This window comes from Pseudomonas sp. RC4D1 (genome assembly GCF_018390395.1).
GTDB lineage: Bacteria > Pseudomonadota > Gammaproteobacteria > Pseudomonadales > Pseudomonadaceae > Aquipseudomonas > Aquipseudomonas danubii.
The window spans coordinates 496,525-512,224 of the sequence record NZ_JAHBAW010000003.1 but is presented as its reverse complement, the minus strand read 5'-3'; the positions used below and the strand labels follow the sequence as shown (position 1 = coordinate 512,224).

Annotated in this window: 13 protein-coding genes; 6 read left to right on the top strand and 7 right to left on the bottom strand. The window is 64.2% G+C overall.

What is annotated here, in order from left to right; translation table 11 throughout:
- Nucleotides 1-19: 19 nt before the first annotated feature.
- The 4 genes from KHO49_RS27340 to KHO49_RS27325 all read right to left on the bottom strand — a co-directional run bounded on the left by KHO49_RS27340 (nt 20) and on the right by KHO49_RS27325 (nt 4,932).
- Entirely contained in the window at nt 20-988 is a 969-nt protein-coding gene (locus tag KHO49_RS27340) for an aliphatic sulfonate ABC transporter substrate-binding protein (RefSeq protein WP_213666186.1), read from the bottom strand.
- A 260-nt stretch (nt 989-1,248) separates the two neighbouring features.
- Nucleotides 1,249-1,854: a hypothetical protein gene (locus KHO49_RS27335; RefSeq protein ID WP_300240343.1), complete on the bottom strand. Its 606-nt coding sequence runs from the start codon at nt 1,852-1,854 to the stop codon at nt 1,249-1,251.
- Nucleotides 1,855-1,941: 87 nt separating this feature from the next.
- On the bottom strand, nt 1,942-3,219 hold the full coding sequence (locus KHO49_RS27330) for a Zn-dependent hydrolase (protein ID WP_213666185.1): 1,278 nt from the start codon (nt 3,217-3,219) through the stop codon (nt 1,942-1,944).
- Nucleotides 3,220-3,444: 225 nt separating this feature from the next.
- Nucleotides 3,445-4,932 (bottom strand): NCS1 family nucleobase:cation symporter-1, encoded by a 1,488-nt coding sequence (locus KHO49_RS27325; protein WP_213666184.1) that lies wholly within the window; start codon nt 4,930-4,932, stop codon nt 3,445-3,447.
- A 621-nt stretch (nt 4,933-5,553) separates the two neighbouring features.
- Between KHO49_RS27325 and hydA the strand changes: the two genes are divergently transcribed.
- From hydA to preA, 3 genes are all read left to right on the top strand, one after another.
- On the top strand, nt 5,554-6,993 hold the full coding sequence (hydA, locus tag KHO49_RS27320; RefSeq protein WP_102879786.1) for a dihydropyrimidinase: 1,440 nt from the start codon (nt 5,554-5,556) through the stop codon (nt 6,991-6,993).
- Between the two features lie 259 nt (nt 6,994-7,252).
- A complete protein-coding gene (locus KHO49_RS27315; RefSeq protein WP_213666504.1) occupies nt 7,253-8,620 on the top strand; it encodes an NAD(P)-dependent oxidoreductase in 1,368 nt (455 codons plus the stop codon).
- Complete coding sequence (gene preA, locus KHO49_RS27310; RefSeq protein WP_213666183.1) at nt 8,621-9,895, top strand: NAD-dependent dihydropyrimidine dehydrogenase subunit PreA; 1,275 nt, start codon at nt 8,621-8,623, stop codon at nt 9,893-9,895.
- 95 nt (nt 9,896-9,990) lie between these two features.
- Here the strand turns inward: preA and KHO49_RS27305 are convergent, their stop codons facing one another.
- A complete protein-coding gene (locus tag KHO49_RS27305) occupies nt 9,991-10,611 on the bottom strand; it encodes a TetR/AcrR family transcriptional regulator (protein ID WP_102879788.1) in 621 nt (206 codons plus the stop codon).
- A gap of 264 nt (nt 10,612-10,875) precedes the next feature.
- Between KHO49_RS27305 and KHO49_RS27300 the strand changes: the two genes are divergently transcribed.
- The 3 genes from KHO49_RS27300 to copD are packed head-to-tail and all read left to right on the top strand — an operon-like array spanning nt 10,876 to nt 12,590.
- Nucleotides 10,876-11,310: a GNAT family N-acetyltransferase gene (locus tag KHO49_RS27300; protein ID WP_123393292.1), complete on the top strand. Its 435-nt coding sequence runs from the start codon at nt 10,876-10,878 to the stop codon at nt 11,308-11,310.
- 32 nt (nt 11,311-11,342) lie between these two features.
- Complete coding sequence (gene copC / locus KHO49_RS27295; RefSeq protein WP_123393290.1) at nt 11,343-11,711, top strand: copper homeostasis periplasmic binding protein CopC; 369 nt, start codon at nt 11,343-11,345, stop codon at nt 11,709-11,711.
- A gap of 3 nt (nt 11,712-11,714) precedes the next feature.
- Nucleotides 11,715-12,590, top strand: a complete 876-nt coding sequence (gene copD, locus KHO49_RS27290) for a copper homeostasis membrane protein CopD (RefSeq protein ID WP_213666182.1) — start codon at nt 11,715-11,717, stop codon at nt 12,588-12,590.
- Nucleotides 12,591-12,773: 183 nt separating this feature from the next.
- On the opposite strand, the gene KHO49_RS27285 is transcribed toward copD, so the two are convergent.
- Entirely contained in the window at nt 12,774-13,904 is a 1,131-nt protein-coding gene (locus KHO49_RS27285) for an HlyD family secretion protein (RefSeq protein ID WP_213666181.1), read from the bottom strand.
- Nucleotides 13,901-15,556: an MFS transporter gene (locus tag KHO49_RS27280; RefSeq protein WP_110653438.1), complete on the bottom strand. Its 1,656-nt coding sequence runs from the start codon at nt 15,554-15,556 to the stop codon at nt 13,901-13,903. The genes KHO49_RS27285 and KHO49_RS27280 overlap by 4 nt, the downstream gene beginning before the upstream one ends.
- Nucleotides 15,557-15,700 lie beyond the last annotated feature (144 nt).

The window sequence follows — 15,700 nt, the reverse complement described above, 5'->3', positions numbered from 1 at the left end:
AAAGCGACCTAACGAGCCACTACAAGGATTTGGGGCTCCACAACTGCACCGCCCGGGCATCCACCGGCTTGGGCAAGAGCTTTTCCTGGTAGAAGGCATCGGCGATTTTCTGCTGCTCGCCCAGGGCGTCCGGCTTGACCGCTTCCACCTTGTAGGTGCGGCGGCTGTTGGCCAGTTCCACCGTCGGCACGTCCAGGTTGCCCCACAGCGGGCCCAGCAGTTTCGCCGCCTCGGCCGGGTGCGCCTTGACCCAGGTGCCGGTCTTCTGCAGCTCGGCGAACACTTGCTGCAACACCTCGGGATGGGCCTTGGCGTAGTCGTTGGAAGCCAGGTAGTAACGGCGATAACTGGCCAGCCCCTGGCCGTCGTGCAGCACCCGCGCGCCCTGCTGGCGCTGGGCGCTGGCGACAAAGGGTTCCCAGGTGACCCAGGCATCGACCTTGGCGGTTTCAAGCGCCGCGCGGCCGTCGGCCGGGGTCAGGTACACCGGTTGGATATCGGCGAAGCTCAAGCCCACTTCGCGCAAGGCGGCGATCAGCAGGTAGTGGCTGCCGGCAGCCTTGGTCACGGCGATGCGCTTGCCCTTGAGGTCGGCCAGGGATTTGAGCGGCGAATCCTTGGGGATGACGATGGACTGAGCGGCGGGCGACGGGGTTTCAGTGGCGAAATAGGTCAGTTTGGCCCCGGCGGCCTGGGCGAAGACCGGCACCGTGTCGGCGACATCGGCGCTGATGTCGACGTTGCCCACGTTCAGCGATTCAGCCAGCGGCAGGCCACTGGTGAATTCGTGCCAGGTGATGTTGACGCCCTGCCCCGCCAGCTGTTTTTCCAGGGTGCCCTGGGCCTTGAGCAGCGCCAGCAGGGTCGAGGATTTCTGGTAGCCGATGCGCAGATCGGTATCGGCCTGGGCATTGAGGGCCATGCCCAGCGCCAGACCGGCCAGGGCGGTGATCGACAAGCTACGACGCAAAGCAAAGGGCAGGCGCATGGGGGCGAACCTTCTGGGAGACAGGAGAGTCGCTAAAAGCTAATCGATCTAATAAATCGAAAATAAATACTTTTTAGGAATTAGCTTAGGTTCGGCTGGCAGCTCTATCTCGGCCCTACCCCCTACGCCCGTGCCGGGCGTGCGCAGCCTGCGGCAGCGGCTACAAAAAACCAGCTCGCCACGGACCCTGTAGCCGCTGCCGAGCCCGCGAGGCTGCGAAAGGTCGGGCCGCGTTCGGTAAGCAGGGCCTTGCTTTTTGGCTACCGACCGCACGGTGTCGAGCCGCCGAACTTTGTAGCCCGCAGGCAGAAGAAACTGTCCTTTTTCAGGGTCATCGGCGCCACGGCACACGGCAGCACGGCCTGATTGACCTCGATCGACAGCTGCTCGCCCTGCAACTCGCGCGGGCCCAGGTCGATGATGCACAGGCCTTCGCTGCTACGCCGCGAGAAGCCAGCAGCCTGAATGGGCCGGTTGTCCAACTTCAGCAGCAGAGGGTTTTGCGCAGGCGAAGCACATGCCATCAGGCTGGGGTGATTGGCCCTGATCTGCACATGGCCGTCATCGTCCGACGCGGAAAACAACGGGATGAAGAACAGCGATAAAAGTTGATGGGAGGCGTGGGTCTCCACGTTCACATACAGAGGGCTGCCCCCGCAGGCCAGCTGGAACGCCGTGCCTTTGTCGAAACCGACAACGCTTGCGTCTTGCCAGCCGCCCGGATTGTCGGCCTTCCAGTCGTGGCCCCATTTGTAATCGATACAGCCCCCCAGGCTCAGAGCCAGGGCCAGACAGAGCACCATCCTGTGCATGGTCGACATCCCGTGCGAAAAGTTCGCCAGTGTACGCCAGGCAAAGCGGCTCACGCTGCTCCTGCAGGAGCAGGCTTGCCAGCGTAGGCGTCAGCATGGGCGAAGCACGTCTGGCGGGCCCCTTCGCCGGCAAGCCGGCTCCTACGCTTGGCGCTGGGCGATGGATTGGGAGGCGGCGAGCATGGCGCGCAGCAGGACGGCGCAGCCGGCGGCGAGGTCGTCGGGGTCGGCATTTTCGATTTCGTTGTGGCTGATGCCGCCTTCGCAGGGCACGAAGATCATCCCCGCCGGGCCCAGTTCGGCGACGAAGATTGCGTCGTGCCCGGCGCCGCTGACGATGTCCATGTGGGACAGGCCCAACCCCTGCGCCGCACCGCGCACGGCTTCGACACAGACCGGGTCGAAGTACAGCGGCGGGAAGTCCGCGGTGGGGGTCAGTTCGTAGCTCAGGCCGTGTTCTTCGCAGGTGTTGTCGATCACTTGGCGCACTTCGGCAATCATCGAATCCAGGCGCGCCGGCTCCAGGTGGCGGAAGTCCAGGGTCATGCGCACCTCGCCCGGAATCACGTTGCGCGAGCCCGGGTAGGCTTGCAGACAGCCGACGGTGCCACAGGCGTGGGGCTGGTGGCCGAGGGCGGCGCGGTTGACCGCCGCGACCACGGCCGCGGCGCCCACCAGGGCGTCCTTGCGCAGGTGCATGGGGGTCGGGCCGGCGTGGGCTTCGACACCGCGCAGCTTGAGGTCGAACCACTTCTGGCCGAGGGCGCCGAGCACAATGCCTATGGTCTTGCGCTCGTCCTCCAGGATCGGGCCTTGCTCGATATGCGCTTCAAAATAGGCGCCCACCGGATGCCCGCTGACCGGGCGCGTGCCGGCGTAGCCGATGGCGTTCAACGCCTCGCCGACGCTGATGCCCTCGGCGTCGGTCTTGGCCAGGGTGTCTTCCAGGATGAATTTCTCGGCGAACACCCCGGAGCCCATCATGCATGGCGGGAAGCGCGAACCCTCTTCGTTGGTCCACACCACCACTTCCAGGGGCGCTTCGGTTTCCAGTTTGAGGTCATTGAGGGTGCGCAGCACCTCGACCCCGGCCAACACGCCGAAGCAGCCATCGAACTTGCCGCCAGTGGGCTGGGTGTCGATATGGCTGCCGGTCATCACCGGTGGCAGGTGCGGATTGCGCCCGGGCCGGCGGGCGAAGATGTTGCCGATACCGTCCACCGTGACCGTGCAACCGGCCTCCTCGCACCACTTCACGAACAAATCCCGGGCCTGGCGGTCGAGGTCGGTCAGGGCCAGACGGCAGACCCCACCCTTGACCGTGGCGCCGAGCTGGGCCAGCGCCATGAGCGACTGCCACAGACGGTCGCGGTTGATGTGCTGATGGCTGGATTGCAGAACCTCGACGGCAGCGTTCATGGTGATCTCCTCAGGCATTTCTTCTGATTTTGTCGGGGGATGCATGACGCAATCACCCGGGATAACGGCCTAGCAACAATCGGTAGGAGCAGGCCGGGCGGTGTTGCGCTTGCCGGCGAAGGGGCGCGCAAGATGTGCGTCGCCCGTGCCGACGCCTTCGCTGGCAAGCCAGCGCCTACAAAAAACCGCGCGTATGTGGTGAGCACGTGAGCGCTGGCTGGGTGTTCATGTTGGGGTCTTGGCGGTCGCCACCTGGGTGCTGCGCCAGGTGCACAGGCCGTAGTAGATCAACCCGCCCAGGGCCGAACCGGTGAACCAGCCGTAGCTGTAGAACCAGTTGAAGGCGCTGCTGCCCAGGGACATCAGGGTCAGGGCCACCGGAACGCCAAAGGCGATGAAACCGTGCCAGTTCCACGCCGGGTAGACGTCGTCGCGGTACAGGCCGGCCAGGTCCAGGCGCTGTTTCTTGATCAGGAAATAGTCCACCACCATGATCCCGGCGATCGGCCCCAGCAGGCTGGAGTAGCCCAGCAGCCAGTTGGAATACACCGTCTCCAGACTGACGTCGGAAATCAGCAGGCCGAGCTTTTTCAACAACTCGTGGCCCATCAGCGCCAGCCCCACCAGGCCGGTGAGGATCACCGCCGTGGTGCGGCCGATCAGCTTGGGCGCCAGGTTCTGGAAGTCATTGGTGGGCGAGACGATATTGGCTGCGGTGTTGGTGGACAAGGTGGCGATGATGATCAGCGCCATGGCCAGGGCTACCCAGCCCGGGCTCTGGATGTGGCCGATCAGGCTCACCGGATCGGAGACGGTGACGCCCACCAGCTTCACCGAGGCGGCGGTCATCACCACCCCCAGGGCGGCGAACAGGAACATGGTCAGCGGCAGACCGAAGATCTGCCCGAGGATCTGGTCCTTCTGGCTTTTCGCGTAGCGGCTGAAGTCGGGAATGTTCAGCGACAAGGTGGCCCAGAAGCCGACCATGGCGGTGAGCCCGGCCATGAAGTAACTGGTGACGCTGGCGCCTTCGGGACGCTTGGGCGGGATCGCCAGCAACTCAGTCAGCGACACGCTGGGCAAGGCCCACACCAGCAGCCCGATGCCCACCGCCACCAGCAGCGGCGCAGACAATGTTTCCAGCCACTTGATCGACTCGGCGCCGCGCAGCACCACCCACAGGTTGAGGGTCCAGAAGATCATGAAGCCGATCACCTCGCCGGTGCCGCCCAGGGCCTTCCAGCCCTCGAAGATCGAGCCCAGGAACAGGTGGATCGCCAACCCGCCGAACATGGTCTGGATGCCGAACCAGCCGCAAGCTACCAGGGCGCGGATCAGGCACGGCACGTTGGAGCCGATGATGCCGAACGACGAGCGCAGCAGCACCGGAAACGGAATGCCGTACTTGGTGCCGGCAAAGGCGTTGAGGGTCAGGGGCACCAGCACCACGATATTGGCCAGCAGGATCGCCAGCAGCGCCTCGCCGACGCTAAGGCCGAAGTAGGCGGTCAGTACCCCGCCCAGGGTGTAGGTGGGCACGCAGATCGACATGCCGATCCACAGTGCGGTGATGTGCCATTTGTTCCAGGTGCGTTCCTGGACCTGGGTCGGTGCGATGTCGTGGTTGTAACGGGGGCTGTCGAGCACGTCGCTGCCGGCGTCCAGCTCGTACAAGCCTTCGCGCTCGGTCACCTGGGATCTGATCTGTTGCATGGCCGCTCCACTGTTGTTCTGATTATTTTGCTCATCAGGCCGGCGCACTCAGGAACAGCGCGCCGGACGATGGCCGGAGAACTGACGACTTCCGCCCTCCTGGCCAGCGATCTGCGGCGGCACTCAATAAAGATGCCAACTACGGCCGAACTCGCTACTGCACAGTGTGCGAAATCCATGTAAACAACTGATACCACTCAGTTTTATTCAACCAACTTTGTAGCCCTCGGTTAGTTGCCAACTCACTCAGGCCGGGTGTTTGGCAAGTTGTCCGTTTGGTCAGGACCCAAAGCGGTGCACGTTAATTTTCCAAGTTATCGATTAGTCTTTCTCGCGACTCCTCAAGCAGCTGATTTGACATAGGAAATCTCGACTATTTTTCGATCCTGTCAAGTGCGTCAAAATGGTGATGAGCCGCACCATTTTGCGGATTTGTGTTTTTTATTGTTATTTTTCAACAAGTTAAAGTGAATATAAGCTTATATAAAATATTCTTGCTGTTTCTTTAAACTCCGGCTAGCTTCTAATCCTGACATCGCTGACAGGATTATTAAGTTGTCAGTGCGTTCAATAAAAAAGTTAGAACCGGCACCAGTCGGTCATGCCTGCGAGGAACTCGGAATGTCTCTGTTGATCCGTGGCGCCACCGTTATTACCCATGATGAAAGTTACAAAGCCGATGTACTCTGCGCAGGCGGTCTAATTCGCGCCATCGGCAACAATCTGGATATTCCCGCCGGCTGTGAAGTGCTCGACGGCAGCGGCCAATACTTGATGCCTGGCGGCATCGATCCCCATACCCACATGCAACTGCCCTTCATGGGTACCGTGGCCAGCGAAGACTTCTTCAGCGGCACCGCGGCGGGCCTGGCGGGGGGCACAACCTCGATCATCGACTTCGTGATTCCCAACCCGCAGCAGTCGTTGCTGGAGGCCTTCCACCAGTGGCGCGGCTGGGCCGAGAAATCCGCCAGCGACTACGGCTTCCACGTGGCCATCACCTGGTGGAGCGAGCAGGTGCGCGAGGAAATGGCCGAGCTGGTACAGCACCACGGCATCAACAGTTTCAAGCACTTCATGGCCTACAAGAACGCCATCATGGCCGCCGACGACACCCTGGTGGCCAGCTTCGAGCGCTGCCTGGAACTGGGCGCGGTGCCCACGGTGCACGCGGAAAATGGCGAGCTGGTGTACCACCTACAACGCAAGTTGCTGGCCCAGGGCATCACCGGGCCAGAAGCCCACCCGCTGTCGCGGCCCTCGCAAGTGGAAGGCGAAGCCGCCAGCCGGGCGATCCGTATCGCCCAAACCCTGGGCACGCCGCTGTATCTGGTGCACGTCTCGACCAAAGAGGCACTGGACGAAATCACCTACGCCCGCAGCAAGGGCCAACCGGTCTACGGTGAAGTGCTGGCCGGCCACCTGCTGCTGGACGACAGCGTGTACCGCGACCCGGACTGGCAGACCGCCGCCGGTTACGTGATGAGCCCACCCTTCCGCCCTCGTGGCCACCAGGAAGCGCTGTGGCACGGCCTGCAATCGGGCAACCTGCACACCACCGCCACCGACCACTGCTGCTTCTGCGCCGAGCAGAAAGCCGCCGGCCGCGATGATTTCAGCAAGATCCCCAACGGCACCGCCGGCATCGAGGACCGCATGGCCGTGCTCTGGGATGAAGGGGTCAACAGCGGACGCCTGTCGATGCAGGAATTCGTCGCCCTGACCTCCACCCACACCGCGAAGATCTTCAACCTCTACCCGCGCAAAGGCGCGATCCGCGTCGGCGCCGATGCCGACCTGGTGCTCTGGGACCCGCAAGGCACGCGGACCATCTCCGCCAAGACCCACCACCAGCAGGTGGACTTCAACATCTTCGAAGGCAAGACCGTGCGCGGCGTGCCCAGCCACACCATCAGCCAGGGCAAGCTGGTGTGGGCCGACGGCGACCTGCGGGCCGAACGCGGCGCCGGGCGCTACATCGAACGCCCGGCCTACCCGGCGGTGTTCGACCTGTTGAGCAAGCGCGCCGAGCAGCACAAGCCAACCGCCGTCAAACGCTGATCCCGGCGCAAGAACGTCACGCAAGGCCCCAATGCCAATCCACGCTCTGTGTAGCCGCTGCCGCAGGCTGCGAACGAGCGGTACGCTCGCGGCGTTCTTGCGGCCACCAGAGGGTTGGCAGGAGATCGCCAAGCAAGGCCCTGCGGGCCTTTTCGCAGCCTCGCAGGCTCGGCAGCGGCTACAGGACGGCAGGACAGATAGCAGTTTCGTGAACACCCATGCCCGTCAGAGGCAGATGAAAAACCGTGAGGCCAAAACCGTGATCAAGACCTTGAACCACTTGCCCCACCCGACCCTGGACGGCGCCACCCTGGCCGGCCATTTCAGCGATCTGGCGCCGCCGCTCAACGCCCGCCAGGCCCATCTGGAAGCCTCGCGCTGCCTGTATTGCTACGACGCGCCCTGCGTCAACGCCTGCCCCAGCGAGATCGACATTCCTTCGTTCATCCGCAACATCCACACCGACAACGTCCAGGGCGCGGCGCAGAAGATTCTCTCGGCCAATATCCTCGGCGGCAGTTGCGCAAGGGTCTGCCCCACGGAAATCCTCTGCCAGCAGGCCTGCGTGCGCAACAACGCCCAGGAGTGCGCGCCGGTGCTGATCGGCCTGCTGCAACGCTATGCCCTGGACAATGCGCACTTCACGGAACACCCATTCCAGCGCGCCGCGCCCACAGGCAAGCGCATCGCCGTGGTCGGCGCCGGCCCGGCGGGTTTGTCCTGCGCCCACCGCAGCGCCCTGCACGGCCACGAGGTGGTGATTTTCGAAGCCCGGGAGAAAGCCGGCGGCCTCAACGAATATGGAATCGCCAAGTACAAGCTGGTGGATGACTTCGCTCAGCAGGAGCTGGAGTTCCTGCTGGGGATTGGCGGCATCGAGATCCGCCACGGGCACAAACTCGGCGCCAACCTGAGCCTGAGCCAACTGCATCAGGAGTTCGACGCGGTGTTCCTTGGCCTCGGGCTGGCCGCCAGCAAACAGCTGGGGCTGGAGCATGAAGACGCCCCCGGGCTGCTGGCCGCCACCGACTACATCCGCGAACTGCGTCAGGCCGACGACCTCAACCAGTTGCCCCTGGCGGACCGCTGCATCGTTCTCGGCGCCGGCAACACCGCCATCGACATGGCCGTGCAAATGGCCCGCCTCGGCGCCCGGGACGTCAATCTGGTGTACCGCCGGGGCGTCGAGGACATGGGCGCCACCGCGCACGAGCAGGAAATCGCCAAGGCCAATCAGGTGCGCCTGCTGACCTGGACCGCACCGCAAGACGTGCTGCTGGATGACCAGGGCCGGGTGCGCGGCATGCGCTTCGCTCGCACCCACATGCACGAAGGCCGTTTGCAACACACCGGGGAAACCTTCGAGCTGGCGGCCGACGCGATCTTCAAGGCCATCGGCCAGTCGTTCGACGGCGGCGCCCTGGCCGATCCACTGGCGCGGGAACTGCAGCGTTGTGGGGAACGTATCCAGGTGGACGAACAGCTGCGCACCAGCATTCCCGGGGTCTACGCCGGCGGCGATTGCGTCAGCCTCGGCCAGGACCTGACCGTGCAGGCAGTGCAACACGGCAAGCTGGCCGCAGAAGCCATGCATGCCCAACTCATGCTCAATGTGGAGGCTGCGTAAATGGCCGATTTGTCGATTGTCTTCGCCGGTATCAAAGCCCCCAATCCGTTCTGGCTGGCCTCCGCGCCGCCCACCGACAAGGCCTACAACGTGGTGCGCGCGTTCGAGGCCGGCTGGGGTGGTGTGGTCTGGAAAACCCTGGGTGAGGACCCGGCGGCGGTCAACGTCTCGTCCCGTTATTCCGCGCATTTCGGACCGAACCGCGAAGTCATGGGCATCAACAACATCGAGCTGATCACCGACCGCTCCCTGGAGATCAACCTCAAGGAAATCACCCAGGTGAAGAAGGACTGGCCGGATCGCGCCTTGATCGTGTCGCTGATGGTGCCCTGCGTCGAGGAATCCTGGAAAGCCATCCTGCCCCTGGTGGAAGCCACCGGTTGCGACGGCATCGAGCTGAACTTCGGCTGCCCCCATGGCATGCCGGAAAGGGGCATGGGCGCGGCGGTGGGTCAGGTGCCGGAGTACGTCGAACAGGTGACTCGCTGGTGCAAGACTTATTGCTCGCTGCCGGTGATCGTCAAGCTGACGCCGAACATCACCGACATCCGCATGGCCGCCCGCGCCGCCCATCGCGGCGGTGCCGATGCGGTGTCGCTGATCAACACCATCAACTCCATCACCAGCGTCGACCTGGAACGCATGGTGGCCCACCCGATGGTGGGCAGCCAGAGCACCCACGGCGGTTATTGCGGCTCGGCGGTCAAGCCGATTGCCCTGAACATGGTGGCCGAGATTGCCCGTGACCCGCAGACCCGCGGCCTGCCGATCTGCGGCATTGGCGGCATCGGCAACTGGCGCGATGCGGCGGAGTTCGTCGCCCTGGGCTGCGGTGCGGTGCAAGTGTGCACGGCGGCGATGCTGCATGGCTTTCGCATCGTCGACGAGATGAAGGACGGCCTGTCGCGGTGGATGGACAGCCAGGGCTACCACAGCCTGCAGGACTTCTCCGGGCGCGCGGTGGGCAACACCACCGACTGGAAGTACCTGGACATCAACTACCAGGTGATCGCCAAGATCGACCAGCAGGCGTGCATTGGTTGCGGCCGCTGCCATATCGCCTGCGAAGACACCTCGCACCAAGCGATTGCCAGCCTCAGGCAGGCCGACGGCACCCATAAATACGAAGTGATCGACGAGGAGTGCGTGGGCTGCAACCTGTGCCAGATCACCTGCCCGGTGCAGGACTGCATCGAAATGGTGCCCCAGGACACGGGCAAGCCCTTCCTCGACTGGCTGCACGACCCGCGCAACCCCTACCGCGAAGCCGTGTAACACCGCACCACTTGTAGCCGCTGCCGCAGGCTGCGAACGAGCGGTACGCTCGCGGCGTTCTTGAGGTCAACAGGGATTGCAACTTCGCGTGTTGCTCAGGGCTCCAGGCCGATGCCCCGCAGGATGACGCTGGTAACAGTCTGCACCGCGCGTTCGAATTGCAGGTCCGACAGCGGCTGGTGGTCGTTGAGGATCATCACCTGGTGGTCGAAGTCGGCGTAATGCTGGGTCGAGGCCCAGATCATGTACAGCAGGCTCGACGGTTCCACCGGCAGGATCCGTCCAGCCTCGACCCATTGGCGGATCTTCGCTTCCTTCATCTTCGCCCAGTCGTACAGGCTGGCATCCAATGCCTCGCCCAGGGTCGGCGCGCCATGGATGATCTCGTTGGCCCAGACCTTGGAGCCATAAGGCCGGCTGCGCGAATGCTGCATCTTGGCGCGGATGTAGCTGCTGAGCACCACCCGCGGATCGTCGAACATTTCAAAGCACAGGGCGTCCTGCTTCCACAGGTCCAGCAGGTCCATGAGTACGGCGCTGTACAGCTCGTTCTTGGTACTGAAGTAGTAATGCAGGTTGGAGCGCGGCAGTTGCACTTCTTCGGCGATGTCGGCCATGGCGGTCCCGGCATAACCTTTTTCGGCGAAGATTTTCTCGGCCGCCAGGAGGATCTTTTCCACGTTGCTGCGACGAATCTCGATCTTGTGATTGCCCATGAGGGCTCCTACGAAAACAGTCTGCGGCAAGACTAGCATCCGCCCGCGCCCTGCGGGGAGCTGTCAGGCCTGCGACATTGCGGGCCTGGATGGGTCTTTCGCCGCCCGCACGTATTGGGTAGGATCGGCCTCCCGCTCATTTGCAGCAGCCACTGCGGTGCTCCGTCCAGGCGTTAATTCGCGACACGGGCATACAGGTCTCTGCCCGAATGCCGGCCCTGCCCCATCGCCGGCCATCTGTCCTGTTACCGATGGAATACCCCCATGAAGATTCGCCCTCGCGTCGCTGCGGACGACGCCCTGCTGACCGCGCTCTGGGAGCGTTCGGTCCGCGCCACCCATGACTTTATTGCCGAAGACGATATCCAGCGCCTGTACCCGCTGGTACGCGACAGCTACCTGCCGGCCCTTGAAACCTGGGTCTGGGACAACCCCGACGCCAGCCCCGGCGGTTTTATCGCCACCAGCGACGACACCGTTCAGATGCTGTTCATCGAACCGGCCCAACGCGGCCAGGGCATCGGTCGCCGGCTGCTGGATCATGTACGCCGTCCGGGCCTCAAGGTCGACGTCAATGAACAGAACCCACAGGCCCATGGCTTTTACCGTCACTACGGCTTCGTCGACTGCGGCCGCTCGGAAACCGATGGCGAAGGCCGGCCGTTTCCGATCATCCACATGCAGTTGCCCGATCGTTGAGCCCCTGCCCTCTATATAAAGGTAACCCTCTCATGTCACTGAAAAACCTCTTCACCACCACCGCCCTGCTCGCCTCGCTGCTGAGCGCCTCCTCGGTATTCGCCCACGCCCACCTGAAAGGCTCGAACCCGGCGGCCAACAGCAGCGTGGTTGCGCCCAACGAACTGCGCCTGATGTTCAGCGAAGGCGTGGAAGCGGCCTTCACTCAAGTGACGATCAGCAAGGACGGTGCGCCCCTCGAAGTGAAAAGCCTGGCCACCGAAGGTACGGACAAGAAAACCCTGGTGGTCACCCCGGCCGCCACGCCGCTGCGCGCTGGCGAGTACAAGGTGGAGTGGCACGCGGTGTCGGTGGACACCCACAAGAGCGAAGGCAGCTACAGCTTCAAGGTGAGCCCGTAAGCCATGGCGTCATGGCTGGTGCTGTGCCGCTTCGTGCACTTTGCGGTGGTGCTGACCCTGGTCGGCGCCTGGGTGTTTCGCCCGTTGTTGCTGGGCCGAGATGCCGCGCACAACGGCCATGGCGCCGTGCATCGACAGCTCGACCGGCTCAGCCGCTGGTTGACGCTGATCGGCCTTTGCAGTGGCCTGTGCTGGCTGCTGCTGATCACCGCCAGCATGGCCGGGTCCTGGCCGGCGGCGCTGGACCCGGCAACCGTGGGGTTGGTACTGGACAAGACCTTCTTCGGCCAGGTCTGGACCTGGCACCTGCTGCTCAACCTCTTGTTGCTGGGGCTGCTGCTGACTCCGCTGGGCCGAAGCCTGCCGCTGCAACTGGGACTGGGCGCCCTGCTCCTGGCAACCCTGGCTCCGGTGGGTCACGGCGCCATGCTTGATGGGCTGCAGGGGCAGATGCTGATCCTCAATCAGATCGTGCACTTAAGCTGTGTCGCCATCTGGTTGGGGGGCTTGCTGGTGTTGTTGCTGGTGTTGCGCCAACCCGCAAGCCTGTCTGTCGAACCCTTGTTAAAGCGCTTCAGCGGCGTGGGTTACGGGCTGGTAAGCGGCTTGCTGATCACCGGCCTGATCAACGTCCGGGTGCTCACCGGACAGTGGTGGCCGACGCCATTGTTCAGCGGCTTTGCCCTGATCCTGCTGATCAAGGTGCTGCTGGTGGCGGGCATGCTCGGGCTGGCGCTGTTCAACCGCCTGCGCATCCGCGGCTGCGACCAGCGCCTGTCGAGCCTGCGCAGCAGCGTGCTGGTGGAGTGGCTGCTGGGCGTGGCGGCGGTGGCCGCCGTGTCGTTACTGGGCACCTTGCCGCCAATGCAGGCGGCATAACCTCCCGCGCACCGCGCCCCTGTAGCCGCTGCCGCAGGCTGCGAAAAGGTCCGCAGGACCTTCAGCGATCTCAAGGCCTCCCCCCTGGTCTTGAGCATTGCGGTGGGGCGCCATCCTTGGCGTCTGCTGCGCAGCCGGTCGCAGCCTGCGACAGCGGCTACAGAGGATCCGCGGCGAGAGGGTTCAAGGCGTGACGGAGGTGTCGATGCTGACCACCACCGACAATCCGGGGCGCAGGCGCTCAAGCTCCGGCTGATCCGGGTCGACGCTGATCCGCACCGGGACGCGCTGGGCAATCTTGACGAAGTTGCCGGTGGCATTGTCGGCCTGCAACAAGGCGAATTCGGAACCGGTGGCCGGGGAAATCCGCTGCACCTTGCCGCTGAAGATGCGGTGGTTCAGGGCGTCCACGGTAAAACTCACCGGCTGCCCGACCCGCACATTGTCCATCTGGGTTTCCTTCATGTTGGCCATCACCCACAGTTGGTTCGGCACCAGGGCCATGAGCTGGGCGCCGGAGTTGACGTAGGCCCCCAGGCGCACGCCGATCTGCCCCAGTTGCCCGTCGCGGGGCGCGAGGATGCGGGTGTTGGACAGGTCGATGCGCGCCAGCTCCACCGCGGCTTCGGCGCTGGCCACCGCCGCTTCCAGGGAGCCGCGGTTGACGATCACCGTCTGCAGGTCCTGGCGGGCGATGTCCAGTTGCGCCTGGGCCTGGGCCACGGCGGCGACGGTCTGGGCATTGGCCGCGCGGGTCACGTCCAGCTCACGCTGGGACACCGAACCGTCGGCAATCAGTGCCTGGTTGCGTTGCAGGTCGGCCGCGCTCTTGCGCGCCTGGGCCTGGCTGTCGACCAGAGCGGCCTGGCGCAGCTTGATCGTGGCTTCGGCGCTGTTGCGTTGCTGCAGGGCATTGGCCAGGGCCGCCTTCTGCACCGCCAGTTGCGCCAGGGACTGGTCCAGGCGCTGGCGATAGATGCGCTCGTCGAGGCGCACCAGCAGATCGCCGGCCTTGACCTGCTGGAAGTCCTGCACCGGCACCTCGAACACATAGCCGCTGAGCTGCGGGCCGATGATGGTCACCTGCCCGCGCACCAGGGCGTTCTCGGTGCTTTCGATGGCGCTGGAAAACGGCGGCAGCTGCCAGGCATAGAGCACGATCAGCACACCGACGATGGCGATGGCGGCAAAGCCCAGGGATGAGAGGACGCGCACCGCCAGCGGGCGCGGCTCGGTCGCCGGAACACTCGGCGGGCCGTTGGGCTCGGGAGTCGAGGCGATGGCATTGGTGGTGGGGTTGACGGTTTCGCTCATGAAGTTGGGGCACCACTTTGTTGAACGGGAGCCGCGGGCGCGACCGCTCGGGTCGTGCTCATCAGCCACAGGCTGCGGATGAATATCCAGAGCATGGTGAGTACGGCAATCACCGCGATCAGCATGAATACATCGTTATAAGCCAGCACGTTGGCCTCGCGGGTGGCCGCACTGGCCAGGCTGCGAATGCCTTGCAGGGTGCGCAGGTCCGGGTCGGCGATGACCTTGCCGTAGGCCGCCGCGCCGCTCTGCACCCGGGCCAGGACCTGGGGATCGAGCAGGGTCAACTGCTCGACGATGTGGCTGGAATGGTACTTCTCGCGCACGATCTGGAAGGTGCCGAGCAAGGCCGAGCCGATCAGCCCGCCGAGGTTCTGGCAGATGCCGAACAGCACCGAGAAGCTGACCAGATTGCGCGGGTTGGTCAGCACATTGCGGGTGCCCAGGACCATGGTCGGGCCGAGAAAGAAGGTGCCGCCAAAGGCCAGGAGGAACTGGCTGAGGTACATGTTGGCCGGGCGCGTGAGGTTGCTGGAGAAACTGTCCATCACCGAGCCCACGGCCATCAGCGCCAGGGAAATGACCAGCGGCATCAACAGATGCGCCGGGTTGATGGTCAGCGCGCTGGTGGCCAGCCCGGCGATGCTGCCCAGCAGCATCACCCCGTAGAGCAGGCGCATCTGCTCGCTGCTCATGTTCAACGCCTGGAGAAACCCCACGGCGCCGGTGGACTGTTCCGACAGCACCATGCGAATCAGGATCACCGCCAGGGCCAGGCGGATCATCGCCCCGCTGCCCAGCCAGCGGGTCATCAGCATCGGGTTGCTGCGGTTATGTTCGATGCACAGCCCGGCCAGGATCAGCACGATGGAGCCGGCGCTGGCGTAGCCGATCCACGGCGCTTCCAGCCACCAGTCGATGCGCCCCAGCGATAGCACCGCGCACAGCAGGGCAACGCCTGTGGCCAGCAAAGCGAAGGTCAGGAAGTCGAGTTTCTCGAAGGTGCGAAAACGATCCCCCGGCGGCAGCTTGAGCAGGAACACGCAGCCCAGGGAGGTCAGCGCCAGGCCCAGTTCGAACAGGTACAGGCCGCGCCATTCGGCGATCTGCAGCAGGTCCTCGGAAAACAGCCGGGCCAGGGGCAAGGCCAGCTGCGAGGTGCCCAGCCCCAGCACCAGGGCCTTGAGCCGCCATTTCGCCGGGAAGGCCTGGACCATGTAGTACAGCCCCAGGGAGCTGAGCGCGGCGCCGACCATGCCATGGGCCGCGCGCACGGCGATGGCCGAACTCAGGTCGTTGACGAACAGGTGGCCGAAGGTCACCAGGGCATAAAGCACCAGGAACACTTCGGTGAAGGCGCGCAGGCCGAACTGCTGGCGAAACTTCACCAGCAGCAGGTTCATCGACACATTGGTCATCACGTAGGCGGCCGGCAGCCAGGCCATTTCCGCGGTGGTCGCCCCCAGCGCGCCTTGCAGGTACGGCAGGTTGGCGATCACCAGCGAGTTGCCCAGGCCGCCGGTGATCGCCACCAGCAAGCCCACCAGGGCATAGGCCAGGCGCTTGTGGCCGGGGTGCAGCGGTGTCGAGGGGGAACCGGGCAAGCTGGGCTTTTCGTGGGGCTGCCAGTTGCGCGGGGCGTAGTGATCCATGCCGTGACCTTGTGCTGTGCCGGTCGCTGTTGCAGCGCCCGGCGATGTTCGCGGTGCTCCGGCAGTGTGCCGGAAAATCCCACCGTCCAGGCAATGCCCAGGCTTGCAGGATGAATTTTATTTTAAGGCGCTGGCGCCGGTGGC